24 protein-coding genes and 1 tRNA gene are annotated in these 26,779 nt (G+C 58.2%); 14 read left to right on the forward strand and 11 right to left on the reverse strand.

Translation table 11 applies throughout. From position 1 onward, the window contains the following. The first annotated feature begins 13 nt into the window (after positions 1 to 13). The 6 genes from rlmKL to rmf all read left to right on the forward strand — a co-directional run bounded on the left by rlmKL (position 14) and on the right by rmf (position 7,940). Positions 14 to 2,131: a bifunctional 23S rRNA (guanine(2069)-N(7))-methyltransferase RlmK/23S rRNA (guanine(2445)-N(2))-methyltransferase RlmL gene (gene rlmKL, locus AFK65_RS07160; RefSeq protein WP_007707568.1), complete on the forward strand. Its 2,118-nt coding sequence runs from the start codon at positions 14 to 16 to the stop codon at positions 2,129 to 2,131. Positions 2,132 to 2,137: 6 nt separating this feature from the next. Then, complete coding sequence (locus AFK65_RS07165) at positions 2,138 to 4,042, forward strand: ABC transporter ATP-binding protein (RefSeq protein ID WP_007707570.1); 1,905 nt, start codon at positions 2,138 to 2,140, stop codon at positions 4,040 to 4,042. Between the two features lie 16 nt (positions 4,043 to 4,058). Then, entirely contained in the window at positions 4,059 to 5,327 is a 1,269-nt protein-coding gene (gene pqiA / locus AFK65_RS07170; RefSeq protein WP_038857572.1) for a membrane integrity-associated transporter subunit PqiA, read from the forward strand. Continuing rightward, the gene (pqiB, locus tag AFK65_RS07175) at positions 5,317 to 6,957 is read left to right on the forward strand and encodes an intermembrane transport protein PqiB (protein ID WP_038857570.1); all 1,641 of its coding nucleotides are present in this window, start codon (positions 5,317 to 5,319) and stop codon (positions 6,955 to 6,957) included. Before pqiA ends, pqiB begins: the two co-directional genes overlap by 11 nt. After that, on the forward strand, positions 6,954 to 7,517 hold the full coding sequence (gene pqiC / locus AFK65_RS07180; RefSeq protein WP_007707576.1) for a membrane integrity-associated transporter subunit PqiC: 564 nt from the start codon (positions 6,954 to 6,956) through the stop codon (positions 7,515 to 7,517). The genes pqiB and pqiC overlap by 4 nt, the downstream gene beginning before the upstream one ends. 255 nt (positions 7,518 to 7,772) lie before the next feature. Continuing rightward, positions 7,773 to 7,940, forward strand: coding sequence for a ribosome modulation factor (gene rmf, locus AFK65_RS20830; protein ID WP_004385424.1), 168 nt, complete (start codon positions 7,773 to 7,775; stop codon positions 7,938 to 7,940). Positions 7,941 to 8,009: 69 nt separating this feature from the next. Here the strand turns inward: rmf and fabA are convergent, their stop codons facing one another. Then, positions 8,010 to 8,528 carry a bifunctional 3-hydroxydecanoyl-ACP dehydratase/trans-2-decenoyl-ACP isomerase gene (gene fabA / locus AFK65_RS07185; RefSeq protein WP_007707580.1) on the reverse strand — a complete coding sequence of 173 codons (519 nt, stop codon included), beginning with the start codon at positions 8,526 to 8,528 and terminating at the stop codon, positions 8,010 to 8,012. Between the two features lie 68 nt (positions 8,529 to 8,596). Further along, positions 8,597 to 10,354, reverse strand: coding sequence for an AAA family ATPase (locus AFK65_RS07190; protein WP_038857569.1), 1,758 nt, complete (start codon positions 10,352 to 10,354; stop codon positions 8,597 to 8,599). Positions 10,355 to 10,537: 183 nt separating this feature from the next. On the opposite strand from AFK65_RS07190, the gene matP reads away from it, so the two are divergent. Beyond that, positions 10,538 to 10,993, forward strand: a complete 456-nt coding sequence (gene matP / locus AFK65_RS07195) for a macrodomain Ter protein MatP (RefSeq protein WP_038857568.1) — start codon at positions 10,538 to 10,540, stop codon at positions 10,991 to 10,993. A gap of 163 nt (positions 10,994 to 11,156) precedes the next feature. On the opposite strand, the gene ompA is transcribed toward matP, so the two are convergent. Next, complete coding sequence (ompA, locus tag AFK65_RS07200; RefSeq protein WP_105538005.1) at positions 11,157 to 12,200, reverse strand: porin OmpA; 1,044 nt, start codon at positions 12,198 to 12,200, stop codon at positions 11,157 to 11,159. Positions 12,201 to 12,557: 357 nt separating this feature from the next. Beyond that, on the reverse strand, positions 12,558 to 13,064 hold the full coding sequence (gene sulA / locus AFK65_RS07205; RefSeq protein WP_007707589.1) for an SOS-induced cell division inhibitor SulA: 507 nt from the start codon (positions 13,062 to 13,064) through the stop codon (positions 12,558 to 12,560). A gap of 217 nt (positions 13,065 to 13,281) precedes the next feature. Between sulA and AFK65_RS07210 the strand changes: the two genes are divergently transcribed. Next, positions 13,282 to 13,896 carry a TfoX/Sxy family DNA transformation protein gene (locus AFK65_RS07210; protein ID WP_038857527.1) on the forward strand — a complete coding sequence of 205 codons (615 nt, stop codon included), beginning with the start codon at positions 13,282 to 13,284 and terminating at the stop codon, positions 13,894 to 13,896. Here AFK65_RS07210 and yccS read toward each other — a convergent pair. After that, positions 13,887 to 16,022 (reverse strand): YccS family putative transporter, encoded by a 2,136-nt coding sequence (gene yccS / locus AFK65_RS07215; protein ID WP_007707595.1) that lies wholly within the window; start codon positions 16,020 to 16,022, stop codon positions 13,887 to 13,889. The two genes, AFK65_RS07210 and yccS, sit on opposite strands and share 10 nt — an antisense overlap. Before the next feature lie 14 nt (positions 16,023 to 16,036). After that, a complete protein-coding gene (locus AFK65_RS07220) occupies positions 16,037 to 16,483 on the reverse strand; it encodes a YccF domain-containing protein (protein WP_038857526.1) in 447 nt (148 codons plus the stop codon). Between the two features lie 126 nt (positions 16,484 to 16,609). On the opposite strand from AFK65_RS07220, the gene helD reads away from it, so the two are divergent. Further along, positions 16,610 to 18,664 (forward strand): DNA helicase IV, encoded by a 2,055-nt coding sequence (gene helD / locus AFK65_RS07225; RefSeq protein ID WP_038857524.1) that lies wholly within the window; start codon positions 16,610 to 16,612, stop codon positions 18,662 to 18,664. Between the two features lies 1 nt (position 18,665). Here helD and mgsA read toward each other — a convergent pair whose 3' ends face one another. Next, entirely contained in the window at positions 18,666 to 19,124 is a 459-nt protein-coding gene (gene mgsA, locus AFK65_RS07230) for a methylglyoxal synthase (RefSeq protein ID WP_007707605.1), read from the reverse strand. Positions 19,125 to 19,287: 163 nt separating this feature from the next. Between mgsA and AFK65_RS07235 the strand changes: the two genes are divergently transcribed. Further along, positions 19,288 to 19,701 carry a CoA-binding protein gene (locus AFK65_RS07235; RefSeq protein WP_007707608.1) on the forward strand — a complete coding sequence of 138 codons (414 nt, stop codon included), beginning with the start codon at positions 19,288 to 19,290 and terminating at the stop codon, positions 19,699 to 19,701. A gap of 27 nt (positions 19,702 to 19,728) precedes the next feature. Here AFK65_RS07235 and hspQ read toward each other — a convergent pair whose 3' ends face one another. Together hspQ and rlmI are read right to left on the reverse strand one after the other, a co-directional pair. Continuing rightward, complete coding sequence (gene hspQ, locus AFK65_RS07240) at positions 19,729 to 20,046, reverse strand: heat shock protein HspQ (RefSeq protein WP_007707610.1); 318 nt, start codon at positions 20,044 to 20,046, stop codon at positions 19,729 to 19,731. Between the two features lie 59 nt (positions 20,047 to 20,105). Next, positions 20,106 to 21,296: a 23S rRNA (cytosine(1962)-C(5))-methyltransferase RlmI gene (gene rlmI, locus AFK65_RS07245; protein WP_038857522.1), complete on the reverse strand. Its 1,191-nt coding sequence runs from the start codon at positions 21,294 to 21,296 to the stop codon at positions 20,106 to 20,108. An 88-nt stretch (positions 21,297 to 21,384) separates the two neighbouring features. Here rlmI and yccX point away from each other — a divergent pair, with 88 nt between their 5' ends. Continuing rightward, positions 21,385 to 21,666 carry an acylphosphatase gene (yccX, locus tag AFK65_RS07250; protein ID WP_007707629.1) on the forward strand — a complete coding sequence of 94 codons (282 nt, stop codon included), beginning with the start codon at positions 21,385 to 21,387 and terminating at the stop codon, positions 21,664 to 21,666. On the opposite strand, the gene tusE is transcribed toward yccX, so the two are convergent. Beyond that, the gene (tusE, locus tag AFK65_RS07255) at positions 21,663 to 21,992 is read right to left on the reverse strand and encodes a sulfurtransferase TusE (protein WP_007707633.1); all 330 of its coding nucleotides are present in this window, start codon (positions 21,990 to 21,992) and stop codon (positions 21,663 to 21,665) included. The two genes, yccX and tusE, sit on opposite strands and share 4 nt — an antisense overlap. Positions 21,993 to 22,099: 107 nt before the next feature. After that, the gene (gene yccA, locus AFK65_RS07260) at positions 22,100 to 22,759 is read right to left on the reverse strand and encodes an FtsH protease modulator YccA (protein ID WP_004385411.1); all 660 of its coding nucleotides are present in this window, start codon (positions 22,757 to 22,759) and stop codon (positions 22,100 to 22,102) included. A gap of 259 nt (positions 22,760 to 23,018) precedes the next feature. On the opposite strand from yccA, the gene AFK65_RS07265 reads away from it, so the two are divergent. The 3 genes from AFK65_RS07265 (at position 23,019) to tssA (ending at position 26,778) form a co-directional block, all read left to right on the forward strand. Further along, the gene (locus tag AFK65_RS07265) at positions 23,019 to 24,644 is read left to right on the forward strand and encodes an ABC transporter substrate-binding protein (RefSeq protein WP_038857519.1); all 1,626 of its coding nucleotides are present in this window, start codon (positions 23,019 to 23,021) and stop codon (positions 24,642 to 24,644) included. A 157-nt stretch (positions 24,645 to 24,801) separates the two neighbouring features. Continuing rightward, positions 24,802 to 24,889, forward strand: a tRNA-Ser gene (locus AFK65_RS07270). A 302-nt stretch (positions 24,890 to 25,191) separates the two neighbouring features. After that, the gene (tssA, locus tag AFK65_RS07275) at positions 25,192 to 26,778 is read left to right on the forward strand and encodes a type VI secretion system protein TssA (protein WP_038857517.1); all 1,587 of its coding nucleotides are present in this window, start codon (positions 25,192 to 25,194) and stop codon (positions 26,776 to 26,778) included. The last annotated feature ends 1 nt before the right edge of the window (position 26,779 follow it).

Here is a 26,779-nt window from a genome sequence, read left to right on the forward strand (position 1 = left end):
CTGAAGTGACGATATGAATGCTTTGTTTGCCAGTACGGCGCGTGGGCTCGAAGAGCTGTTAAAAACTGAACTGGAAAACCTCGGCGCGCAAGAGTGCCAGGTGGTTCAGGGAGGCGTGCATTTTCAGGGCGATGCGGCTCTGGTTTATCAAAGCCTGATGTGGAGCCGTCTTGCGTCGCGTATTTTGCTGCCGCTTGGCGAGTGCGCGGTTTACAGCGACCTGGATCTCTATCTGGGCGTTCAGGCTATCGACTGGACGAGCATTTTCGCGCCCGACGCCACGTTTGCCGTTCATTTCAGCGGTCTTAACGACACCATCCGCAACAGTCAGTATGGCGCCATGAAGGTGAAAGACGCGATTGTCGACGCCTTTACCCGTAAAAATCTGCCGCGTCCGAGCGTCGATCGCGAGCTGCCGGATCTGCGTATTAACGTCTGGCTGAATAAAGACACCGCCAGCATTGCTATCGATCTCAGCGGCGAAGGTCTGCACCAGCGCGGGTATCGCGATCGCACCGGCCAGGCGCCGATCAAAGAGAACCTGGCGGCGGCGATTGTGATGCGCTCCGGCTGGGAGCCGGGCACGCCGCTGCTCGACCCGATGTGCGGCTCCGGCACGCTGCTGATTGAAGCGGCGATGATCGCCACCGATCGCGCGCCGGGCTTGCATCGTACCCACTGGGGTTTTAACGGCTGGGCGCAGCATGATGAAAGCGTATGGAAAGAGGTGAAAACCGAGGCGCAGGTGCGCGCGCGTCGCGGCCTTAGCGACTATGCCTCGCGTTTTTACGGCTCCGATAACGATCCGCGCGTCATTGAGCGCGCCCGCACTAACGCCCGTCGCGCCGGTCTTGCCGACATCATTACGTTCTCAGCGCAGGATGTGGCGAATCTGACCAATCCGCTGCCGGAAGGGCCGACCGGCACCGTTATCAGCAACCCGCCTTACGGCGAGCGTCTGGAGAGCGAACCGGCGCTGATCGCGCTGCACAGCCTGCTCGGACGCATCATGAAAAACCAGTTCGGCGGCTGGAGCCTGTCGCTGTTTAGCGCCTCGCCGGAGCTGTTAAGCTGCCTGCAACTGCGCGCCGATCGCCAGTTCAAAGCGAAAAACGGCCCGCTCGATTGCGTACAGAAAAATTATCGTCTGGCGCCGACGCAGCCGGGCGCCGCGCCAGCCCAAGTGGCGGAAGATTACGCCAACCGCCTGCGTAAAAATCTGAAGAAGCTGGAGAAGTGGGCGAAACAGGAAGGCATTGAATGCTACCGCCTGTATGATGCCGACCTGCCGGATTACAACGTGGCGGTCGACCGCTACGCCGACTGGGTGGTGATTCAGGAATATGCGCCGCCGAAAACCATCGAGCCGGAAAAAGCGCGCCAGCGTCTGTTCGACGTGATTGCCGCCACGCTCTCGGTGCTGGGCCTGGCGCCGAATAAGCTGGTGCTGAAAACCCGCGAACGCCAGAAAGGCAAAAATCAGTATGAGAAACTGGCCCAGAAGGGCGAGTTTATGGAAGTGCATGAGTTTAACGCGCGTCTGCTGGTCAACCTGACGGATTATCTCGATACCGGCTTGTTCCTCGATCACCGTATCGCGCGCCGGATGCTCGGCCAGATGAGCAAAGGTAAAGATTTCCTGAACCTTTTCTCTTATACCGGCAGCGCCAGCGTCCATGCGGGCCTCGGCGGCGCGCGCTCCACCACCACGGTGGATATGTCGCGCACGTATCTGGAGTGGGCGGAGCGCAACTTACGCCTTAACGGGCTGAGCGGCCGCGCGCATCGTCTGATTCAGGCCGACTGCCTGAGCTGGCTTGCCGAGAGCGATGAGCAGTTCGACCTGATCTTTATCGATCCGCCGACGTTCTCTAACTCCAAGCGTATGGAAGAGACGTTCGACGTACAGCGCGATCATCTGCGGCTGATGAAAGACCTCAAGCGTCTGCTGCGTCGCGACGGGACGATTATGTTTTCCAATAACAAGCGTGGGTTCAAGATGGATCACGAAGGGCTTGCGGCCCTGGGCCTGAAAGCGCAAGACATCACACAAAAAACGCTCTCTCAGGACTTCGCGCGCAACCGCCAGATCCACAACTGCTGGCTTGTTACTCACCAGACCAAGGAATAAAGAATTATGTCGTTAATCAGTATGCATGGCGCCTGGCTCTCTTTCAGCGACGCGCCGCTGCTCGATAATGCCGAACTGCATATCGAAGAAAATGAGCGTGTCTGCCTGGTGGGGCGCAACGGGGCCGGTAAATCGACCCTGATGAAAATCCTCAACCATGAGCTGCCGCTGGACGATGGCCGCATTGTCTATGAACAGGATCTGGTCGTCGCGCGTCTGCAACAGGATCCGCCGCGTAACGTTGCGGGCACCGTTTACGATTTTGTCGCCGAAGGCGTGGCGGAGCAGGCTGAATACCTCAAGCGCTATCACCAGATTTCCCATCTGGTGATGGCCGATCCGAGCGAGAAAAACCTGTCAGAGCTTGCGAAAGTGCAAGAGATGCTGGAGCACCACGACTTGTGGCAGCTTGAAAACCGCATCACGGAAGTGCTGGCGCAGCTGGAGCTGGATGCCGATACGCCGCTGGCGTCGCTCTCCGGCGGCTGGCTGCGTAAAGCGGCGCTGGGCCGCGCGCTGGTCAGTGCGCCGCGCGTGCTGCTGCTCGACGAACCGACCAACCATCTGGATATCGAGACCATCGACTGGCTGGAAACCTTCCTGAAATCGTTCTCCGGCAGCATCGTGTTTATCTCGCACGACCGTTCGTTTATCCGCAATATGGCGACGCGCATCGTCGACCTCGACCGCGGCAAGCTGGTGTCGTATCCGGGCGACTACGATAAATATCTGGTGGCGAAGGAAGAAGCGCTGCGTGTTGAAGAGCTGCAAAACGCCGAGTTCGACCGCAAGCTGGCGCAGGAAGAAGTGTGGATCCGCCAGGGCATCAAAGCGCGTCGTACCCGTAACGAAGGCCGCGTGCGCGCGCTGAAGGCGATGCGTCGCGAGCGCGGCGAACGCCGTGAAGTGATGGGCAGCGCGAAAATGCAGGTGGAAGAGGCGACCCGCTCCGGCAAAATCGTCTTTGAGATGGAGAACGTCAATTACCGTGTCGGCGAGAAAGTGCTGGTGCGCGATTTCTCCGCCCAGGTGCAGCGCGGCGATAAAATCGCGCTGGTGGGGCCGAACGGCTGCGGTAAAACCACGCTGCTCAAATTGATGCTCGGCCAGCTGAAAGCCGACAGCGGCCGGGTGCATTGCGGCACTAAGCTGGAAGTGGCGTACTTCGACCAGCACCGCGCGGAACTCGACCCGGAACGCACCGTGATGGACAACCTGGCCGAAGGCAAACAGGAAGTGATGGTGAACGGCAAGCCGCGCCATGTGCTTGGCTATCTGCAGGACTTCCTGTTCCATCCGAAGCGCGCCATGACGCCCGTGCGCGCGCTCTCCGGCGGTGAACGTAACCGCCTGCTGCTGGCGCGTCTGTTCCTCAAGCCCAGCAACCTGCTGATCCTCGATGAACCGACCAACGACCTCGACGTCGAAACGCTGGAACTGCTGGAAGAGCTTATCGACAGCTATCAGGGTACCGTGCTGCTGGTGAGCCACGACCGTCAGTTTGTGGACAACACCGTGACCGAATGCTGGATTTTCGAAGGCGAAGGCCGTATCGGCCAGTATGTGGGCGGCTATCACGACGCCCGCGGCCAGCAGGCCTCGTCGCGCGCGATGCAGCAGCCGGCCGCGAAGAAAGCGGAAGCGGCGGCGGAGTCAAAGGCAGAAACTGTTAAACGAGGCAGCAACAAACTAAGCTATAACTTGCAGCGCGAACTGGAACAGCTGCCCGCCCGTCTGGAGACGCTGGAGGCGGAGCTTGAGGCGCTGCAGGTGAAAGTCAGCGACGCGTCATTCTTTAACCAGCCTCACGATGTTACGCAGGATGTGCTGGCGCAGCTGAGCGCCGCCGAAGCCGCGCTGGAAGAAGCGTTCGAGCGCTGGGAATATCTTGAATCACTTAAAAACGGCTGATTATTCAGGAACCCGCATGCATGAACGTCATCATGCGGGCGAGCATATGCTCTGCCCGCAATGCGATCTTCTGGTAAAGCTCCCGGCGCTGGCGCCGGGGCAAAAGGCGCATTGCCCTCGCTGCGACACCACGCTTGCCGTTGAGTGGGCTGCGCCACGCCAGCGTCCTACGGCGTATGCGCTGGCGGCGCTGTTCATGCTACTCCTCTCCAATCTTTTTCCCTTCGTCAATATGGAAGCGGCGGGCGTCAGCAGCGAGGTGACGCTGCTTGAAATCCCCCGCGTGCTGTTTAATGAAGACTATGCGAGCCTTGGCTCGCTGTTCATGCTGTTTGTCCAGCTCGTGCCCGCGTTCTGTCTGGTCACGATCCTGCTGCTGGTCAACCGCGTCACGCTGCCGCCGCGGCTTAAAATCGCGATGGCCCGCGTGCTGTTCCTGCTGCGCAGCTGGGGCATGGCGGAAATTTTCCTGGCAGGCGTGCTGGTGAGCTTTGTGAAGCTGATTGCCTATGGCGATATCGGCATTGGCAGTAGCTTTATCCCCTGGTGTCTGTTCTGCATCCTGCAACTGCGCGCTTTTCAGTGTGTCGATCGCCGCTGGCTCTGGGACGATATCGCGCCGATGCCGCCGGTGGAGCAGCCGCTGAAAGTGGGCGTCGCCGGGATCCGCCAGGGGCTGCGCGCCTGCCCGTGCTGCACCGCTATCCTTACCGGCGAAGAGGGCCGCTGTCCGCGCTGTCATACGCATGGTCATGTGCGCCGTAAACACAGTCTTCAGTGGACCGTCTCTCTGCTGGTCTGCTCCATTATGCTTTATCTGCCCGCGAATCTGTTGCCGATCATGATTACCGATCTGCTGGGCGACAGAATGCCTTCCACGATTATCGCGGGCGTGATCCTCATCTGGAATGACGGCTCCTACCCGGTGGCGCTGGTGATTTTCATCGCCAGTATTATGGTGCCGACCCTGAAGATGATCGCTCTCGGCTGGCTGTGCCTTGACGCCAAAGGTTACGGGCGCCAGGAGCGCGAGCGAATGCATCTGATGTATGAAGTGGTGGAGTTCGTCGGCCGCTGGTCGATGATCGACGTCTTTGTGATTGCCGTGCTCTCCGCGCTGGTGCGCATGGGCGCGCTGATGAATATTTATCCGGCCTGGGGAGCGGTCATGTTTGCGATGGTGGTGATCATCACCATGTTCGCCGCCATGACTTTCGACCCGCGTCTCTCCTGGGACCGCGAGCCTGATTCAAGTTATGAGGAGTTACCCGAACATGGAAAATAAACGCGGGGAAGCGAAGATTAAACGGGTGAAGAACTGGTCGCCTGTCTGGATCTTCCCGATTATTACCGCGCTTATCGGCGCCTGGATCCTGTTTTATCACTACAGCCACCAGGGGCCGGTGGTGACGCTAATGACCACCAACGCAGAAGGCATCGAAGGCGGGAAAACCACCATCAAGAGCCGCAGCGTGGATGTGGGCGTGGTGGAAAGCGCCGTGCTGACGGATGATTTGCATCATGTCGAAATCAAAGCGCGCATGAACCCTGGCATGGAAAAACTGCTGTATGAAGATTCCGTCTTCTGGGTGGTTAAGCCGCAAATCGGACGCGAGGGCGTCACCGGGCTGAACACGCTCTTATCCGGCGCCTACATTGAACTCCAGCCGGGGTCGAAAGGCAGCGCGCCGGAATCCTATAAACTGCTGGATGCGCCGCCGCTGGCGCCGCCGGATGCCAAAGGCATTCGCGTTATCCTCGACAGCAGCAAAGCCGGACAGCTTAATCCGGGCGATCCGGTGCTGTTCCGCGGCTATCGCGTCGGCTCGGTGGAAACCAGCACGTTCGATCCGCAAAAGCGATCCATTAGTTATCAGCTCTTTATCAATGCGCCGAACGATCGTCTGGTGACCAGCAACGTGCGCTTCTGGAAAGACAGCGGGATCGCAGTCGATCTCAGCTCCTCCGGTATGCGCGTGGAGATGGGCTCGCTCAGCACGCTGTTTAGCGGCGGCGTCAGCTTTGACGTGCCGGACGGCTGGGAGCTGGGGCAGCCGGTGGCCGAGAAAACCGCCTTTACGCTCTATGACGACCAGCGCAGCATTCAGGAATCGCTCTATACCGAACATATCGATTACCTGATGTTCTTTAAAGACACCATTCGCGGCCTGCAGCCTGGGGCGCCGGTGGAGTTCCGCGGGATTCGTCTCGGGACCGTTGCGCAGGTGCCGTTCTTTGTCCCTGGCCTGCACCAGGCGGTGACCACCGACTACCGTATTCCGGTGCTGGTACGTATTGAGCCGGAGCGTCTGGCGAATCAGATTGGCGAAGATCCGAACATCGCAAATCATATGCACGATCTGCTGAAAAAAGGCCTGCGCGCGACGCTCAAAACCGGCAATCTGGTGACCGGGCAGCTGTTTGTCGACCTCGACTTCTACCCGAAAGCGCCGCCGGTGACCGATATGGCGAGCTTCAACGGTTATCCTGTGATCCCGACAGTCAGCAGCGGGCTTGCGCAGATCCAGCAGCGTCTGATGGATACGCTCGATAAGATTAACAATCTGCCGCTCAACCCGATGATCGAACAGGCGACGAATACGCTCTCGGAAAGCCAACGCACCATGCGCCGCCTGCAGACGACGCTCGATAACCTGAACCAACTGACATCAAGCCAGTCGGCGCAGGATTTGCCGGCAGATATGCAGAAAACGCTGCGCGAGCTTAATCGCAGCATGCAGGGCTTCCAGCCGGGCTCTGCCGCCTATAACAAAATGGTGGCAGATATGCAGCGTCTGGATCAGGTGTTGCGTGAGCTCCAGCCGGTACTGCGTACGCTCAATGAGAAGAGCAACGCGCTGGTATTCGAATCGAAAGAGAAAAAGGACCCGCAACCGAAGAGGGCGAAAGAATGAAAAAATGGCTCCCGCTTGTCGCCGTTGCGCTACTGAGCGCCTGCAGCAGCACCGAGGAAACCACCTGGTACCAGCTGCCGGCGTCTACCGCGCCCGTGACGCGCAGTGCCTCAATGGACAGCCAGCATCTGCTGTGGGTGGAGCAGGTGTCGGTGCCCGATTATCTGGCGGGCAACGGCGTGGTTTATCAGACCACCGATGTGCAGTATGTGATCGCCAGCCAGAACCTGTGGGCGAGCCCGCTGGATCAGCAGCTGCGCAATACGCTGGTGACCAATCTGAGCGCCACACTGCCGGGCTGGGTGGTTTCCGCCCAGCCGCTCGGAGCGGAGCAGGATACGCTGAACGTCAACGTGACCGGCTTTCATGGCCGGTATGACGGGCGGGTGATCGTGAGCGGGGAATGGTTGCTTAAGCATAAGGGGCAGCTCATCAAGCGGCCTTTCTATACCGAGCTTAAGCAGCAGCAGGATGGCTACGACGCGATGGTGAAAACCCTGGCGCAGGCCTGGCAGCTGCAGGCGAAAACCATTGCCGATGAGGTGGCGCGTCAGCCATAAAAAATTTGAATGATGCGCAAAGCCGTCGCCTTCTTCTTAAAGAGGGCGGCGGCTTTCTCTTTTATGCCAGTCAGATAAGCTCAACAGGCGCACTTTTTTTGTATAAATCTTATCCAAAGTAGCTCACAAATATGACATTGGCGTGAATTTTGCGCATTGACGTTCCCTGGGTTTGCAGGTATTCGTAAAGGGTGATTGCGCAAAATGTAATCACTGTTTTCTTTTCCACCAGACCTGAAATGAGGGAAACGAGGCATGAAGAGACAAAAAAGAGATCGCCTGGAACGGGCACATCATCGTGGTTATCAGGCCGGTATCACCGGACGCTCCAAGGAAATGTGTCCTTACCAGACCCTGAATCAGAGGTCTTATTGGCTGGGAGGCTGGCGAGAAGCCATGGAGGACAGGGCTCAGATTGCGTGAGCTTGTCTCTTTAAAAAGAAACCTCCGCAGTGCGGAGGTTTCGCCTTTCTGAAAGCTGGGAAATGGCTATCAGAAAGCGGAGGTATCCTGGAACAGGCCCACTTTCAGGTCAGTCGCGGTGTAGATCTGTTTGCCATCGACCAGCACTTCGCCATCGGCAATACCCATCACCAGACGACGATTTACCACACGTTTGAAATGGATACGGTAGGTCACTTTTTTCGCGGTCGGCAGTACCTGACCGGTAAATTTCACTTCGCCCACGCCCAGCGCGCGGCCTTTGCCTTCGCCGCCCAGCCAGCCTAAATAGAAGCCGACCAGCTGCCACATGGCATCGAGGCCCAGGCAGCCTGGCATCACCGGATCGCCGATGAAATGGCAGCCAAAGAACCACATATCCGGGTTGATATCCAGTTCTGCTTCCACGTAACCCTTATCAAAGTTACCGCCGGCTTCGGTCATTTTCACCACGCGGTCCATCATTAACATGTTGGGTGCCGGCAGTTGCGGGCCGTTCGCGCCGAACAGCTCGCCGCGCCCGGAGGCAAGAAGGTCTTCTTTCGTATAGGATTCGCGTTTGTCTACCATGTTCTCAGTATGCCTTATTTTAGTGAAGCCCGCAGGTTAGCTAACACGTGTACGCTGAACAAGTCCGATCAGTTGTGGTTAAACCAGTTCAACCAGCGTAACGGCCACGGACGCTGGCGGATATCCTGCTGCGTCGCCTGCGCGATTCGCTCGCCGATAACGCCAAGCAGCGTCGTCTGACCTTCGCCATCCCACGGGAGAGTGGTTAATAAGGGTAGCGCATCTGTGACATCATCGATGGCCCAGATGGAAAATTGCCCTTGATCGACCGCGTCCAGAATCGCCTGACATAACGATAAATGACGCACATTGGCCGAAGGAATAATCACGCCCTGTTTGCCCGTTAAACCGCGGGCCTGACAGACGGTAAAGAAGCCTTCGATTTTCTCATTCAGCCCGCCGACCGGCTGCGCTCGTCCAAACTGGTCCACGGAGCCGGTAATGGCAATCTGTTGATTAAGTGGCGCATTGGCCAGCGCGCTGATAAGGGCGCAAAGCTCGGCCATCGAGGCGCTGTCGCCGTCCACTTCGCTGTAGGACTGCTCAAACGTCAGCGAAGCAGAAAAGGGCATCTGCTGCTCCAGATCCAGCTCCGCCATCAGAAACGCCTGCATGATCATCATGCCTTTGGCGTGGATATTGCCGCCGAGTTCAGCCTTGCGTTCGATATCGGTAAATTCGCCGTCGCCGACATGCACCACGCAACTGATGCGCGACGGCTCGCCGAACGCGCGCGGGTGACCCGGGAATTCAACTACCGAGAGCGCGTTAATCTGGCCGATGCGCTCGCCTTCGGTTTCGACCAAAAGCTGGCCGAGCAGAATTTCATCCTGCATACGCTCTGCAAGATACCCTTCACGCCAGGCGCGGCGCGCCAGCATGTCGGAAAAGTGCGCCGCGCTGAACGTCGCGTCGTCGCAGAAGGCCGCCACTTCAGTTAGCTGGCGCGCCATCCAGAGCGGATCGAGCGGCAGCGTTTCCTGATCGCCGGTGTAGCGCACGGCCTCCCGGATCAAGAGCGGCCAGGCGTCGCTTGCCGGTGCAGGAAGCGCCCGCTGTGCGGCCTGCGCGCAGACCCAGCTGCACCAGAGCGCGATATCTTCTTCGTCAGCGATTTGCAGATCGTCTTCATATTCGCTGTAGATAGCCTGCTGCGCGAGCACGGGCTCCATCTCCTGGAAATCCGCCAGCGATTCGCGATCGCCTACCAGCACGACGCGAAGGTCAAGAGGCAGAGAAGGGACAGACACCGGCAGCGGACGCGTCTCGTCCGGCGCGACCCAGTCGAAGCGTTTGGTGACAACCATTTGCTTCAGGCGCAGCCACAGCAGCGGCTGCAGAAGCAGCGTTTTCAGCGACACGATCAGAATGCCGCCGTTCGCTTGATGCACGAGGCCGGGCTCAAGAGAAAGCTGGCCTGCGAACTGTCTGACACAGCCGAACAGCGTGCCCGCTTCAGCCCAGGTCGCGACAACCACATCGCGACGAACGGCGAAATCGCCCGGCGTCGCGCCGGGCGGTGTCAGCGTGATGTTCTGATTTTCAACAAGATAATGACCGCCAGCCAGTTCTGGCTGGTGCGGCAGCAGTGCTTTCGCGGCGCTGGCGATAAGCTCCAGCAAAGGCTTCTCTTCGTCAGCCTTCACCAGCATGAAATCATTTAAGGGACGTGGAGCGCACAGCTGGCTCAGTCCGTCGTGAAGGCGAGGCTGAAGCGCCTCAAAATCAAGCGCGGCCGCAACACCGGCATCCATTTCAGCAAACCGGGACTGGAAGGTCTCCGTATCGGGTACAAGCGCTTGTGATGTAAGTCTGTTAATGGTCAATGTCGAGGTTTTTTAGTCAGATGTAAAAGGCGAGATTATAGCGTAATGGGCGGGTCAGCACACCGGAAATGCCACTCTTGCCCTGCAGAATCTCCCCCTGCGTCACAGACGATTATTTCCCCTCAGCGAATCGAAAAAAAACTGTTATCCTGAAATGAGTTACACGGTCATCCTGAGATCGCAATGAAATACCAACAACTCGAAAACCTCGAAAGCGGCTGGAAGTGGAAATATCTGGTGAAGAAGCATCGTGAAGGCGAGCTGATAACCCGGTATGTTGAAGCCAGCGCGGCGAAAGAGGCGGTGGATCTCTTGCTGGGTATGGAAAACGAACCGGTAAGAGTGCTGGGCTGGATTGAACAGCATATGAATCCGGCGCTGCAAAACCGCCTGAAACAGACGATTCGCGCCCGTCGTAAGCGGCATTTTAATGCCGAGCACCAGCATACCCGTAAAAAGTCCATCGACCTGGAATTTATGGTCTGGCAGCGGCTCGCAGGTCTCGCGCAGCGTCGCGGCATCACGCTTTCAGAAACCATTGTTCAGCTGATAGAAGACGCCGAGCGCAAAGAGAAATATGAAACCCACATGTCGACGCTGAAGCAGGATTTACAGGCATTGCTAGGGAAGAAAGAGTAACCGGGGCAGGCTTTAGCGGGTATGGTTTTACTGCGCGTGGTAAACGCTATGCAGGCTGAGCGACACGGCGCACAGGCGCTCTCCATCACAAACCCCACCGCTGGCATTACGCTCCCAGAAAACAAAAAACCCCGCCGTGGCGGGGTTTTTCTTAACGTTTAACTTAAGCCTGCGGCTGAGTTACAACGTCTTTAACGCCTTTAACTTCGATCTCTACGCGACGATCCGGACCCAGGCACTCGATCAGAGCTGCACGAGGTTTCACGTTGTCACAGGTGTTGCCAGTGACCGGATTGGATTCGCCCATACCACGTGCGGAGATCTTGTTGGACGGGATACCTTTGGAGATCAGGTAGTCAACAACAGACTGAGCACGTTTCTCGGACAGACCCTGGTTGTAAGAGTCAGAACCGATACGGTCGGTGAAGCCCAGAACCACGACGGAACCGTCTTTCGGATCCAGGTTGCTCAGCTGAGAGTACATCTGATCCAGCGCCTGCTGACCTTCCGGTTTCAGGGTCGCTTTGTTGAAGTTGAACAGAACGTCAGACTTCAGAGTGAAGTGCTTGGTCTGTACTTCCGGAGCCGGAGCCGGAGCCGGAGCTACAACCGGAGCTGCATCTTCCTGCTGGCCGAAACGGTAGGAAACACCTACGCTCAGCATGCCGTTGTCCGGACGAGCGCCAACAGTCTGCGCGTCACCGATGTTGTTAACCCACTGGTATTCCAGACGGGTAGCGATGTCGCGGGTCATTGCCCACTCAACGCCGCCAGCGAATACCGGAGAAACGCCAGTGTCGTGGTCGTCGCCGCCGATGTTAGAAGAGGAGTCAGCACGCCATACCATGCCGCCCAGACGGGTGTAAACGTCCAGATCGTCGGTTACCGGGTAACCCAGTTTAGCGGTCAGCTGTACGCCCTGAGCTTTGAAAGCGCCGTTTACAGTGTCGCCTTTATACGGCATGCGGCCCAGCCAGTCGTAGCCCATTTCGAAACCAACGTACGGGTTAACCTGGTAACCACCGAACGCGCCTGCGCCCAGCTGGCTTTCGTGAGTCGGGCCGTCGTTAGGGATAAAGCCGGTATCGTGGAACTGGGACCAACCCAGTTTGCCACCTGCATACCAGGTGTTATCTTTCGGTGCGGCCTGCGCTACGGTAGCGAAGCCAGCCAGTGCCACTGCAATCGCGATAGCTGTCTTTTTCATTTTTTGCGCCTCGTTATCATCCAAAAAGGCCATGCGCTTTTCCTTTGGAAAAGTTCACGGTTAAATCCTTCACCGGGGTTATAGCTCAATGGTTACTCTACCGATATTGTCGGTTTATTGATGAGCACCCTGGCGAGGTAAAGTCTACAACGTAGTTGAAAACTTACAAGTGTGAAGTCCGTCAGGCATATGAAAAAAAACAACTTGCGAAAGCGAAATTTAACATTTTTGGGTCAATTTTAAACACTCGTAAAGTGCGCGACCGGACAAAACTGCCCGTCTGACCGTTCATTCGCCACTATCGCTTCTGTTAAAGAGACGCGAACAAATTTTTACCAGGATTTATCCTAAAAAGGATTAATGCACCATTCTGGAGTGAATTCTTAAGCCCGAACGTGGTCGGTCACCCGGCAGTAAGGGCTGTACAGGGCGCATTAAAAAGCCCATCGCGTTACCTTTCTCTGCCGCCGCGGTCAGACGGCGATGCTCATCATCCGTTAAATCATCATGCAGCCAGGCGATAACCACGCTGTAGTTGCCGGTCTCCAGCGCGCGGATCATGGAATCCAGCGTAACCTGCGGGTTCATCTGGCTAACCTGCATCACTTTCGTGAGCGGCAGACCGGCGGATTCGACCCACTCGCGACTCAGACGCTGTTGCGGGGTAAGCCACAGCTGCCAGCGGGACTGCTGACCGAGTTGCTGCAGGAGAGGCAGCAGCACCAGTTGCGTCATCCACGGCTGATCTTCGTTGTACATCACTTCACTGATCAGGCCTCTTGTTTCAGCCTGAGCCAAAGCGTCAGCCGTTTCTTTTGCCAGACGACGTGAGCCATGCGCGCGATTTTGATGAGAAAAGTACATAAAGGTCCAGCCTCGCTAGTTACTGTATGCATATACAGTAATGCTGGCGCGGCCAAAGATCAATCGAAATTTCGGAAAGCATCTCGCAAATTTCGCATCTGGATCGTCTGAAAACGAAATTCGGATTGCTCACGAGACACAACTTTCATATGTTCCTGTTAAGGGAAAAGCTAATGGAATTTTTTATCCGTTACTTGTTGATATGAAAGGAATAATCATGGATAAAGCCTCGTCTGACACTCTGGTTCGGGTGCAGAATACTCTTTCATCTTTGGGAAACGTGACCCATCGTTCGCTCTTCGGGGGCTATAGCCTCGCCATCGATGAGGCCGTGTTCGCCATGCTGGTCGAAGGGCGGTTATATCTGCGCGCCAGCAACCAGAGTCGCGGCTATCAGCACGCCCATAATCCGCCGATGCTGGTCTGTACCCGTCGCGGGCGCCACATCAGCCTCAACTATTATCTGGTGGATGACGCGCTATGGGATTCGCCGTCATCGCTGCGTGAGCACGCCCGCACGGCGCTCGCCTGCGCGCAGGCGGAGAAAACCGAACGCGCCCGCGAGCGGCGCGTTAAAGATCTTCCCAACCTTAACGTTCAGCTTGAGATGTCGCTGTGGGAAGCCGGCATCCGGGATGTGGAGACGCTCTGCGCATACGGCGCGAAGGAATGCTGGCTGAAGCTGCGCAAAGCCCGCAAAAACCTCAGCCTGCAAGTGCTCTACGCGCTTCAGGGCGCCATTATCGGCACCCATGAAGCGGCGTTACCCGTACAGGTTCGTGAAGAGCTGCTGGAGTGGTTTATGCAGCTGTCGGTGCAGAATCAATCCTGAGCCAGCTGGCGCTGAAGACGGCTGATTTCCGGTAAAAGGGAAATCAACAGGCCGATTTGCTGCAGCACCAGCGGCTCTTTGCTCTCCTGGCGCGGCTCAATCTGCGCGATGCGCTGCGCCAGTGCCGTCAGCGATTTTTCCACGCGCGCTTCATCCGCGGGCTGGTGATGCAGCGCGTCGTCGACATAACAGACGGCGTCGTCGAGCAGAGAAAGGATCTCCTGACGCGTCAGTTTTTCGCGATGGGCACCTAAAGCCGAGATATAGCTGGTCAGCGTGTGGTTCAGGCACAGGAACCGGAAGGCGATATCGCGCATCTGCGCGCTTACGCGGGGCTCGCTGGACATATTTGAGACCACCGACGCCAGCTCCGCATCGCTGTTATGCGCGTCACGACGGGCGATACGATACGCCAGACGGTTATCGCGGCCCTGGTGATACTGCTCGAGGATGGCATCGAGATAACGGCAGTTGGCGTTCAGCGCGCGCTCCAGCACCACGGGCAACCGGCGAAACCGCCAGTCGGGCCAGATAAAGCTCACCGCGCACCACGCGATAGCGCAGCCGATTATCGTATCCACCACGCGCGGCAGCGCCACCTCGAAACCTTCGCCCAGCAGGTTAAAGCACAGCAATACCAGCAGCGTGATAAACAGCGTGGCGTGCGCGTATTGCACCGTACGGAAGACAAAGAAGAGCACGCCGGTGATAACGATCAGCACCAGTTGGCCTTCAAGCGAAGGCACGAAATAGAGCACGGGAATGCCGACCGCGACGCCCGCCAGCGTGCCGATAATGCGCAGCGTCAGGCGGTGACGCGTGGCGTTATAGTTCGGCTGGCATACAAAAAGGCTGGTCAGCAATATCCAGTAGCCGTGATGAAGCCCGGTGAACTGGATAAAGGCATAACCCACGCACAGCACCACGGACATTCGCACCGCATGGCGAAAGAGCGCGGACTGCGGCGTCAGGTTGCGGGTCAGGCGAAACCAGACATCGCTGAAGCCGTTCAGACTGTCATCCGACAGGCTGTGCTCGCTCTCGCTGACGACGGGCTGCGTAAACGGCTGCTCCGATTCAATGGTAGCGAGCTGGGCGTCGATCGCTTTCAGGTTAGCGACCAGAAAGCGCACGGCTTTGATCTCCGACGCCGAACCGCCCGCCGCCGCGGTGCGATCGAGCGCGGCGTCGAGATGCGTAAAAGCGCGCTCAAAACGAGGATCATGCTGGTACGGCGTGCGCAACAGTACAGAGCGCGCCATTTGCTGACACGCCTGCGACTGCATCGATAGCAATCGCTGGAAGCGGAACATGACATCGCTGTAGCGGAAGGTGTCGCGCAGCGTCTGATACTGAATATGCGACGAACTGGCGCGCTCATGAATATCCTGGGCGACAAAATAATAGTGCAGTGTCCGGCGCGTGCTGCGCTGGCCGCGGTCGCCGCGCAGGCGGGTCAGCAGCGAGGCTTTCGTCTGGTTCAGCGTGGCGACCAACTGGCTGTTCGCCATCGCCAGCTCCATCATCGGCACCTGGCTTTCATCTTCGATATCCGGGTCGAAAAAACGCGATTTGATTTCCAGATAGTGCGCCAGCTGTTCATAACAGCGGGCGAGGTTTTCCTGAAGTGGGCGCACCGGGAAGAGCAGATGGCCTGCAAGCGTCAGGAGGTTGTACCAGACCGCGCCCGCGAGCAGCAGCAGCGGCTGCTGATACCAGTGCTCGTATAATGAAACCCCGAGCATGGTGTAAATCGCGATCAGCAGCGCGCCGAAGGCGATCGTGGCGTAGCGCTGACCGAGGCCGCCCAGCAAAATAAAACCGATAGTGGAGACCGTCAGCCCGGCCGCGAACAGCCACGGCCACGGAAAGAGCAGTTCCACCGAGGCGGAGGCGATGAAAAAGCTGACCAGCGTAATCAGCAGATTGCGCAGGCGGCCCGTCAGGCGGTCGTCGAGATCGGTGAGCGCCGCGGCCACCACGCCAAGCGTCAGCGGGATAGTCAGCTTCGCCTCGCCAAGCCACCAGGGCAGCGCCGCCGTACCGCACAGCGCGATAAAAATGCGCACGTTGGTCAGCCACGCGCTGTTCCAGGCGTGGCGGTGAAGCAGAGGATTGAGCATCATGAGCGCATCCGGCGTTACTGGAAACGGCGGCGCGCGTTGGCTTCGCGGGCGGCCTGCGCCGTTTCGACGGACACGACCCGGCGGCCGACCGGCCAGAGCGCGATCGCGGCGATTTTAAAATTCGCGATGCCGACCGGGATGCCGATGATGGTTACACACTGCGCAATCCCGGTCGCGATATGCAGCAGGCACAGCCACCAGCCGAAAAAGACCAGCCAGAAAATATTCAGCAGCGTGCCGCCCGTGTTCAGCAGCGCGTTTTTGCCTGTCGGGTCGAGCTCATCGACATGCACCGCTTCATTACCGTACGGCAGCAGCGAAAGCTTCGTGATTTCCCAGCAGGAGCGGGTCAGCGGCAGCGTCACAACCAGAATGATGCTGATAAGCGTCGCCACAAGCCAGGAGAGCGTCGTGGCGAAGCCGCCCAGGACGAAATTCAGAATATTTAAAACAGTACGCATAAAACCTCAAAAGCGTCGGCAGAGCGCCGGAGTGATAACCACAACAATTGTAACGCGTTTTGGGTCTGGAGCGTGATATCGCAGGCAGGTAAACTTAACGCTATAACACCATACACTGGCAGCCTCATGGAACTGAAAGCAACCTCTCTGGGTAAACGTCTGGCGCAGCACCCCTATGACCGCGCGGAAATTCTCACCGCCGGGGTGAAAGTTTCCGGCGATAAGCATGAATATCTGATCCCGTTTAATCAGTTGCTGGGCATCGACTGCCGCCGGGGGCTGGTCTGGGGCGAGCTGGAATTTACGCTGCCGGATAACAAAGTGGTGCGTCTGCACGGCACCGAGTGGGCTGAAACCCAGCGCTTTTATCACCACCTGACGACCCTCTGGCAGCAGTGGAGTCAGGAGATGAGCGAGGTGGCGGCGGGCGTGCTTAACGCCTGGCGGGAGAAGCTGCGCAGCAGCGAAGCCCAGGAGAAATGGCTTAAGCGCGACGAGAGCGAGGCGCTGTGTCACGCGCTGCGCCGGGCGTTGCAGGCGCTGCCGGTGCCCGCATCGCGCCTTGAGGCGTTCGAGAACTGCCGCGACGCCTGGCGCGAATGTCAGGACTGGCTTGCCGACAGCGAGGCGAAGCGTCTTGCGCATAATCAGGCCTATACCGACGCGATGCTGACGCGCTACGCCGGTTTCTTCTCGCAGATTGAAAGCTCGCCGCTCAATCCGTCGCAGGCGCGGGCCGTTGTCAACGGCGAAAGCTCGCTGCTGGTGCTGGCGGGCGCCGGGAGCGGCAAAACCTCGGTACTGGTGGCGCGCGCGGGCTGGCTTATCGAGCGCGGCGAGGCGACGGCGGAGCAGATCCTGCTGCTCGCCTTCGGGCGTCAGGCCGCCAAAGAGATGGAAGAGCGGCTGCAGGCGAGGCTGCATACGGATGCCATTACCGCACGCACGTTTCATGCGCTTGCCTTGCAGATTATCGGCCAGGGCGGGCGGAAAACCCCGCGCGTCAGCGAACTGGAAAACGATACCGCGGCGCGCCATGAACTTTTACTGAACGCCTGGCGTGAGCAGTGCCGCGAGAAAAAAGCGCAGGCGAAAGGGTGGCGTCAGTGGCTTACCGACGAGCTGGAATGGGACATTGATGACGGCGATTTCTGGGAGGACGAGGCGCTGGGCAAACGGCTGGCGAGCCGTCTCGATCGCTGGCTTGGGCTGATGCGCATGCAGGGCGGTTCGCAGGCTGAAATGATAGCCGCCGCGCCCGAAGAGGTGCGCGATCTGTTCCAGAAGCGCGTTAAGCTGATGGTGCCGCTGCTGAAAGCCTGGAAATCCGCGCTGAAAGCCGAAGAGGCCGTCGATTTCTCCGGGCTTATCCATCAGGCCATCAATGTGCTGGAAAAAGGCCGGTTCGTCAGTCCATGGAAGCATATTCTTGTGGACGAGTTTCAGGATATCTCGCCGCAGCGTGCGGCCCTGCTGGCGGCGTTGCGCCGCCAGAATTCCGCCGCCAGCCTGTTTGCGGTGGGCGACGACTGGCAGGCTATCTACCGCTTCAGCGGCGCGCAGCTTTCACTGACGACGGCGTTTGAAGAGCATTTCGGCCTGGGCGATCAATGCGCGCTGGATACCACCTACCGTTTTAACGGGCGCATCGGCGAAATCGCGAACCGCTTTATTCAGCAAAACCCGCATCATCGCGAAAAACCGCTTAACAGCCTGCGCGCGGGCGACAACAAAGCCGTGACCCTGCTCGCGCAGGAGCAACTGGAGGCGCTGCTCGACAAAATGAGCGGTTACGTGCGCCCTGACGAGCGGATTCTGGTGCTGGCGCGCTACCATCATCTGCGCCCGGCAGTACTGGAGATGGCCGCGACGCGCTGGCCGAAACTGCAACTGGAGTTTATGACGATCCACGCCAGCAAAGGGCAGCAGGCGGATTATGTGATTATTCTTGGGCTGAACGAGGGTCGGGAAGGGTTTCCGGCACCGGCGCGGGAATCCATCATGGAGCAGGCGTTGCTGCCGCAGCCAGAGGATTTCCCGGATGCCGAAGAGCGGCGTCTGCTCTATGTGGCGCTGACCCGCGCGCGGCATCGCGTCTGGCTGCTGTATGACAAAACGGCGCCGTCGGCGTTTGTCGAAGCGCTGACGCGTCTCGGCGTGCCGACGGCCCGTAAGCCGTAATTTATTTCAGGCGTTCGGCGAGATAGCGCGGGTAGTCGGGGATCAGCACATCCAGCGTGTCGCTGAAGGTCGGCGACTGAATAATAAAATCCGCCGTCGAGAGATTGGTCGCCACCGGAATGTTCCAGACGGTGGCAAGACGCAGCAGCGCTTTGACGTCGGGATCGTGCGGCACGGCGTTCAGCGGGTCCCAGAAGAAAATCAGCACGTCGATTTTGCCTTCGGCGATCATCGCGCCGACCTGCTGATCGCCGCCCATCGGGCCGCTCAGCATGGCGTTGACGTTAAGACCTGTCGCGCGCTGTACCAGATTGCCGGTAGTGCCGGTCGCATACAGCGTATGGTTGGCCAGCAGCGCTTTATGGCGCTCCACCCATTTCATCAGCATCGATTTGCAGTGGTCATGCGCCACCAGGGCGATTTTCTTTTGGGCTGGCAGGGTTCGGGTTGTCAGTTCCATATCATTTTCCGGATTACATAACTGCCTACAGATTACTGGAAGTGATGGCGGCTGCAAGCGAAGCCGGTAAAAACTGCGCGCTGGTTTCAGGCTCACAGGCGTCGAATGGTGCGCCCGACGCCTTTGGCATACACTGAAAGGACTGAGCTAACGGGGAGGTAAAATGAAAGATTCTGATATCGCAGAGATTTTACAGAGCACCAAAACGATCGCGCTGGTGGGCGCGAGCGATAAACCGGACCGTCCGAGCTATCGCGTCATGTCGTATCTTCTGGATAAAGGCTATCACGTAATCCCCGTCTCGCCGAAAGTGGCGTGCAAAACGCTGCTCGGCCAGCAGGGGTACGCTACGCTTGCCGACGTCCCGGAAAAAGTCGATATGGTGGATGTATTCCGCAACTCCGAGGCCGCGTGGGGTGTCGCGCAGGAAGCCATCGCCATCGGAGCGAAAACGCTCTGGATGCAGCTTGGCGTCATCAACGAAGAGGCTGCCGTACTGGCGCGCGATGCGGGGCTGAAAGTGGTGATGGACCGCTGTCCGGCGATAGAAATTCCGCGTCTCGGGCTTTTTCAGTAATAAAAAACCCGGCGTTGCCGGGTTTTTTTAGTTGCGCAGACGGGGCGCCTGGAGCTGCTGGCGAATGGATCGCGCCAGTTCATCCATAGAGGGTTGCTCCGGATGTTCCTCCTGCATCTCGCCGCTCAGTTGGGCTTCTGCAAGGTAGGTATGCACGGGCTGGCCGTCGTCGTCTTCCATCACGACGTGATACCACGGCGCGTCGCGCAGCTCGGCGTTTACCGCCAGTTCATCCACTTCAGGTTCATCAAGCGAGTATTCAGGGTCGATATCCACCACAACCCCTAAATACCCCAAAAGAGAATGACGAACCTGCTGGCCGATACCAAATTTGCTGGCAATCATTGTCACCTCCGGGGAAACGTTCATACCCTGTATATGAGGGCGGAGCATTCCTTTTCAAGCTACATGACGCGACAGGCAAACCCTTTCAGATAAAGACCTTCCGGGTAGCTCGCGATCACAGGGTGATCGGCGGCCTGACGGAACTGCTCTATAAATTGTACATCACGACCCGCATCTGTTGCGGCATCAGCAACAATTTTCTGGAATAAATCGGTGGTCATCAGCCCGGAGCAGGAGAACGTCAGCAAAATGCCGCCTGGGTTGAGCAACTGAATCGCCAGCATATTAATGTCTTTATAACCGCGGCACGCGCCCTGGAGCTGGCTCTTGTTCTCCACGAATTTCGGCGGATCCATCACGATGACATCGAACGTCTCGCCCTGATCGCGGTATTTACGCAGCAGCTTAAAGACGTCGTCGCGCACGAACTCCGCTTTGCTGATATCAAGTTTGTTGAGCTCAACGTTTTGTTTCGCGACATCCAGCGCGTCCTGCGACGTGTCGACGCTGATGACCTGGCGGCAGCCGCCCATCAGCGCAGAAACGGCAAAACCGCCGGTGTAGGAGAAACAGTTCAGCACGCGTTTGTCTTCTACGTAACGGCGCGTGGCGAAACGGCTGTCGCGCTGATCGAGGTAATAACCGGTTTTATGGCCGCCTTTAATATCCACCAGCAGCTTCATGCCGTGCTCTTCAATCGCGAGCAGATCCGGCGGCAGCTCGCCGCTGACGGGGCCCTGCGCGAGCTCCATGCCTTCTTTCTTACGCACTGCGACGTCGGAACGGTCATAGATGGAACAATCCGGGTAGAGCGCCTGCAATGCCGACACCAGCGCCGGGCGTTGATATTCCGCGCCCGCCGAGAGCAGTTGCAGCACCAGGAAGTTGCCGAAGCGGTCAATCGTCACGCCCGGCAGACCGTCAGATTCCCCGGCGATAAGACGGTAGCTGTCGAGCCCGTCCTTTTTCGCCAGCCAGTCGCGCCACTGCTGCGCCTGTTGCAGGCGGCGTGTGAAAAAGGCGATGTCGATGGTTTCATTCGGATCGAACGTCCAGACGCGCGCGCGGATCTGCGAGGCGGGGGAGAGGGCGGCGCGTGCTAACCATTTTCCCTGATGGTCGACGATGTCGATGGTTTCACCCGGCGCGGCTTTACCTTCCATGCGCGCGACGGCGCCGGAAAAGACCCAGGGATGGCGGCGCAGGAGAGATTTCTCGCGCCCTTTGGCTAACACTAAACGTACGCTCATAATTTGCTATTCTGTGATTCAAAGAAAATGGCCGCCATTCTCCCGGCTTCAGTCGGGAAATGCAACGCTACCGCAAAGGAGAACAGCTATGGCTCAACAATGCACGATGGCCTGGGTACACGGCCGGGTACAGGGCGTCGGGTTTCGCTACACCACGCAGCATGAAGCGATGCGGCTGGGGCTGACCGGCTATGCGCGTAATCTCGACGACGGCAGCGTGGAGGTGCTGGCCTGCGGCGAGCCTGAACAAGTGGAAAAATTAATCGCCTGGCTGAAAGCGGGCGGGCCGCGCAGCGCCCATGTGGAAAAGGTGCTGACGGAGCCGCATTCGCCCGCTGAAGATCACCGCGAGTTCCGCATTCGCTATTAAATGCACTTCACCGGTTTCGGCAGGCCGGCGATTTTAGTGGCCTGTTTCGCGGGGCCTTTCGGGAAGAGGCGATAGAGATAGCGGCTGTTGCCTTTTTCTTCGCCAAATTTCGTCGCCATGGCTTTGACCAGCATGCGGATAGCCGGCGACGTATTAAATTCGATATAAAACTCGCGCACGAAGCGCACCACTTCCCAGTGCTCCGGCGTGAGCGTAATGCCTTCTTTTTCGGCGATAACGTCCGCCAGCCCCTCGCTCCAGGCGTCGAAGACTTTCAGATAGCCTTCGGCGTCGGTTTCAAACTCTTTACCTTCAAACGTTAACATACGCAGTCTTGCCCTGATTCACACAGCGCGCAGTGTAGCAAATTCCCGCCGCCAGAAAAAATAAAGCCCCGCACAGGGCGGGGCCTAAAGGCAGTTTCGGCTAACGGTTAGTCGCGGCTCGCGAAGCCCAGAATGCTCAGCAGGCTCACGAAGATGTTGTACAGCGAGACATACAGGCTGACCGTCGCGCGAATGTAGTTGGTTTCGCCGCCGTGGATGATATTGCTGGTTTCAAACAGGATGGCGCCTGAAGAGAGCAGAATAAACACGGCGCTAATCGCCAGGTGCAGCGCAGGAAGCTGCAGGAAGATGTTCGCCACCATGCCGATCAGCACTACCACCACGCCCGCCATCAGCATACCGCCCAGGAAGGACATATCTTTACGGGTGGTCAGCACGTAGGCGGAACAGCAGAAGAACACCAGCGCGGTGCCGCCAAGCGCGAGTGCGATGACATCCCCCATACCGGCAGACAGATACGCATTCAGCATCGGGCCCAGGATATAGCCCAGGAAACCGGTAAAAGCGAACGCCGCCAGAATGCCGCTCGGCTTATCGGCCAGGCGGTAGGTCAGGAACATCAGGCCGTACATGCCCACCAGCGTCAGAATCAAACCTGGCGACGGCAGCGCGAATACGGTGCTGGCGGTCGCGGTGATCGCGGAAAACGCCAGCGTCAGGCTCAGCATAAAATAGGTGTTACGCAGAACCTTATGGGTGCTAAGCAGCGACTGTCTGTCGCGCGCAGAGGTAATTAAGCGATCCATGAGTAGTCTCTCATTACAGGTGTTTAGTTTCCGAGCATAGAAGGTTGCACGCAACGGGAAAAGAGCTTTTACCCATCTTTACGCTGCTTTATTTCTCTAAAAACAAGGACTCAGAAAAGACGTTTATATCATAAAAACCGGGCTGCCCGGACGCGCTTTCAGATCCCCCTCTTATATATGACGCAAAACCATTGCATGAAACCCGGCGCGCGACTATCTGTGTTAACGACACATCACAACAACACACAAGGCGTGGAAAATGAAAGTGAATCATAAAGCTCTGGCTTTTTCTCTCATCGCCGCCGTCATTTCCGGCGCATGCGCGACGGCGTATGCGGCGCAGGTGCCGGCAGGCGTTGAGCTGGCGGCAAAACAGGAACTGGTGCGCAATAACGGCAGCGAGCCTGCCTCGCTCGATCCGCATAAAGTGGAGAGCGACGTTGAATTCAACATTATCAGCGACGTTTTCGAAGGGCTGGTGGCGGTGCGTAAAGATGGCTCGATTGAGCCGCGGCTCGCGGAAAGCTGGGAAAACAAAGACAACACCGTCTGGACGTTTCATCTGCGCAAGGGCGTGACCTGGTCTGACGGCGAGCCTATCACGGCGGAAGATGTGGTCTGGAGCTGGCGGCGCCTGGTCGATCCGAAAACCGTCTCTCCGTACGCCACCTTCCCGGGCAACATGCATATTGAAAACGCCGCCGACATCGCTGACGGCAAAAAGCCGACCGACACCCTGGGCGTGAAGGCGCTGGATGACAACACCATTCAGGTGACCCTGACGCAGCCCACCGCGGCGTTCCTGTCGATGCTGGCGCACCCGTCGCTGGTGCCTGTCGATAAAACCGCGGTCGAGCGTTTTGGCGATAAATGGGCGCGGCCGGAGCATTTCGTGTGCAGCGGCGCGTATAAAGTCACCGACTGGGTGGTGAATGAAAAAATCGTGGCCGAGCGCAATAAACGCTACTGGAACGACAAAGAGACCGTTATTAATAAAGTCACTTATCTGCCGATCGCCGCCGAAACGGCGGATCTGAATCGCTATAAAGCGGGCGAAATTGACATCACCAGTACCGTGCCGCTCAACCAGTTCACCCAGCTGAAAAAAACGGTGCCCGATCAGGTTGATGTCTCGCCGCTGCTGGCGACGTATTACTATGAGTTTAATACCAGTAAAGCGCCGTTTAACGATCCGCGCGTGCGCCGCGCGCTCAACATGGCGCTCGATAAAGACATCATCGCCCAAAAAGTGCTGGCGCAGGGGCAGCGTCCGGCGTGGGTGGTCAGCCAGCCGGAGATCGGCGGCGTGAAAATCGCGCCGCCGGAGTACGCCAGCTGGCCGCTGGAAAAACGCGTCAGCGAGGCGAAAAAACTGCTGGAGGAGGCAGGCTTCAACGCTCAGCATCCGCTCACGTTTAATCTGCTCTATAACACCATGGAATCGCACCAGCGCATCGCTATCGCGGCAAGCTCCATGTGGCAGAAAAATCTCGGCGTGGTGGTAAAACTCCAGAACCAGGAGTGGAAAACCATGCTGGATAGTAAACACACCGGTAATTTCGATGTGGTGCGCTACGCCTGGAACGCCGATTACGACGACGCCTCTACTTTCCTGAATAACTACCGCACCGGCGACAGCCAGAACACCTCGCGCTATACCAACAAAGCCTATGACGAGGTCCTGGCGAAAGCGTCCAAAGCCGGCGATGTCACCGAACGCGGGAAATATTATCAGCAGGCGGAAACGATCCTGGCTCAGGATGTGCCTGCCATTCCGGTCTATCACTACGTGCGCACCCATATGGTGAAACCCTGGGTTGGCGGTTTTTACTCCAGTAACCTGGGTTTCTATTACACGAAAGATATGTACATCAAAAAACATTAACCGGAACGCGGTGCTGTTATTGCCCGTAAAACTGCTTTATTTGTGATCGTTGTGCCGGTATTTCAGTCAATTAGCGGGCTTTTGGCTGTTTTTAAGGCAATCGAACACATTCGGGCTTTACACGGCGCGGGGGGATGTTTATAGTTCGCGTCATTGCGGAAGTGTGGCCGAGCGGTTGAAGGCACCGGTCTTGAAAACCGGCGACCCGAAAGGGTTCCAGAGTTCGAATCTCTGCGCTTCCGCCAACCAATTTAAGGGGATGCCGAAAGGCGTCCCCTTTTTCGTTTGGGTGTTTCGCCTTCCGCGCTTCATCAGGGTTTCCTTAATGGTTTTCGGTAAGTTTGTTACTGGAAGAAAAACCGCCTGCCGCATGCAGGGCCGCCTGACCGCCTGATACCTCTCCTGACCGGTAAACTCTGCTTACATCTGCCCGTTGCCCATTGCTTGTGAATGTTATTTGCGTGCGTAGCATCTGCGCTTTAACCCGCTGTTAAACAAACGCTTCTCGCTGAAGCAAAGCGGGCAGGTGGTTTCAGGGAGAGAAACAATGGCATCGCTGCAGACGGTTTTAGAGAGTTGTCAGGTACAGGCAGATGAACTGGCGGCGCAGACTCAGGCACGTCTCGCGCTCTGGGAAAAATGGCTGCAACCCGTCATCGCCACCCACCCCACCGGCGACGATCCGGGCTATGACGACCATTTCCAGCAGATCCGCGAAGAGGTGAATAAACTCTCCGGCGCGGACACCACGCTTATCAGCGAACTGGCGGAAAAAGTGCTGACCACGTCAGCCAAGGATATTCGCGTCGCGACCTATTACGCCTGGTCGCGGCTGCATCGTGAGGGCGAAGCGGGCTTTGCCGAAGGGCTGGAGCTGCTCGCCGCGCTGCTTGCGCGGTTTGGCGCGGCGCTGCACCCGCAGCGCGCGCGCAGCCGTCAGGCGGCGCTGGAGTGGCTGGCAGGCGCGCGCGTCCTCGACAGCCTGTCGCTTTACCCGGAAGTGACGCGCGATGACGCCCGGCGAACCGCGGGCGCGCTGCTCTTGATTGAACAGGCGCTGGCGCAGGAAGAGCCTGCAGCGCGCCCGTCGTTCACCGCACTGTACGGCGCGCTGGAAGCGCGGCTGATAAAAGCGGGCGGCGTGGATGCGGTTGTGCCGCAAACCACCAGCGACAGCAGCGCGACGCCGCCCGCGGCTGCGCCTGTCATCAGCGCTATTACTTCCGGGCGCGACCTGCTGGATCAGGCCCGCCAGCTTGCCGATTACCTGCGTAACCAGCCCGACGGCTGGCTCGCCGCCCACCGCATGATGAAAAGCCTGCGTCACGACACCCTTCATCAGTTGCCGCCGCTCGCAGGCGACGGGCGCACCCGCATTGAACCCCCAAAGGCCGACCAGCGCGCGCTGTTAAAACGGCTCTGGCTTCAGCAGAGCTGGCTTGAGCTGCTGGAGCAGGCCGACAGCCTGTTTGCGCGCGGCGCCAGTCACTTGTGGCTCGATTTGCAGTGGTATCTCCATGAAGCCTTACAAAAATCTGGCCAGGAGACGCTGGCGGGTATCATTCGCGCCGATCTTAACGGGCTGTTAAGCCGGCTGCCGGGCCTTGAGACGCTGGCGTTCAGCGACGGCACGCCGTTCGCCGACGAGGTGACGCAGCACTGGATCGCGCAGCAGGTGCGGGAAAATGCCTCCGGCCCTGACGCGGCGCACGTTGTGGACGCAGGCAGCGCTGCCGATGATGAGGTGCTGCAACTGGAGCCGGAAGCCGTCGCGCTCGCCGACAGCGACGGCATTGACGCAGCGCTCGGCTGGCTACAGGCCCGGCCCGCGCTCGCCACGCCGCGCCAGCGCTGGTTACTGCGTCTGCTGATGGCGCGTTTAGCCGAGCAATACGGCAAAAACGATCTGGCGCTGCATCTGCTGGCGGGGCTGGATGCGAACGCATCGCAGATGACGCTCTCACAGTGGGAGCCGGCGCTGCTTTTTGAAGTAGGCGCCAGGCGGCTGCGGCTGCTGCGCATGAAAGCCGGACGCAGCGACGCGGAGAAAGCGCGTCTGCAAACCGATATGGAACAGCTGCTGGCGGGGCTTATCGCCATCGATCCGGCGCGCGCCGCCGTGCTGTGCGGCTAAG

This window comes from Cronobacter universalis NCTC 9529, assembly GCF_001277175.1.
Taxonomy (GTDB): Bacteria; Pseudomonadota; Gammaproteobacteria; order Enterobacterales; family Enterobacteriaceae; genus Cronobacter; species Cronobacter universalis.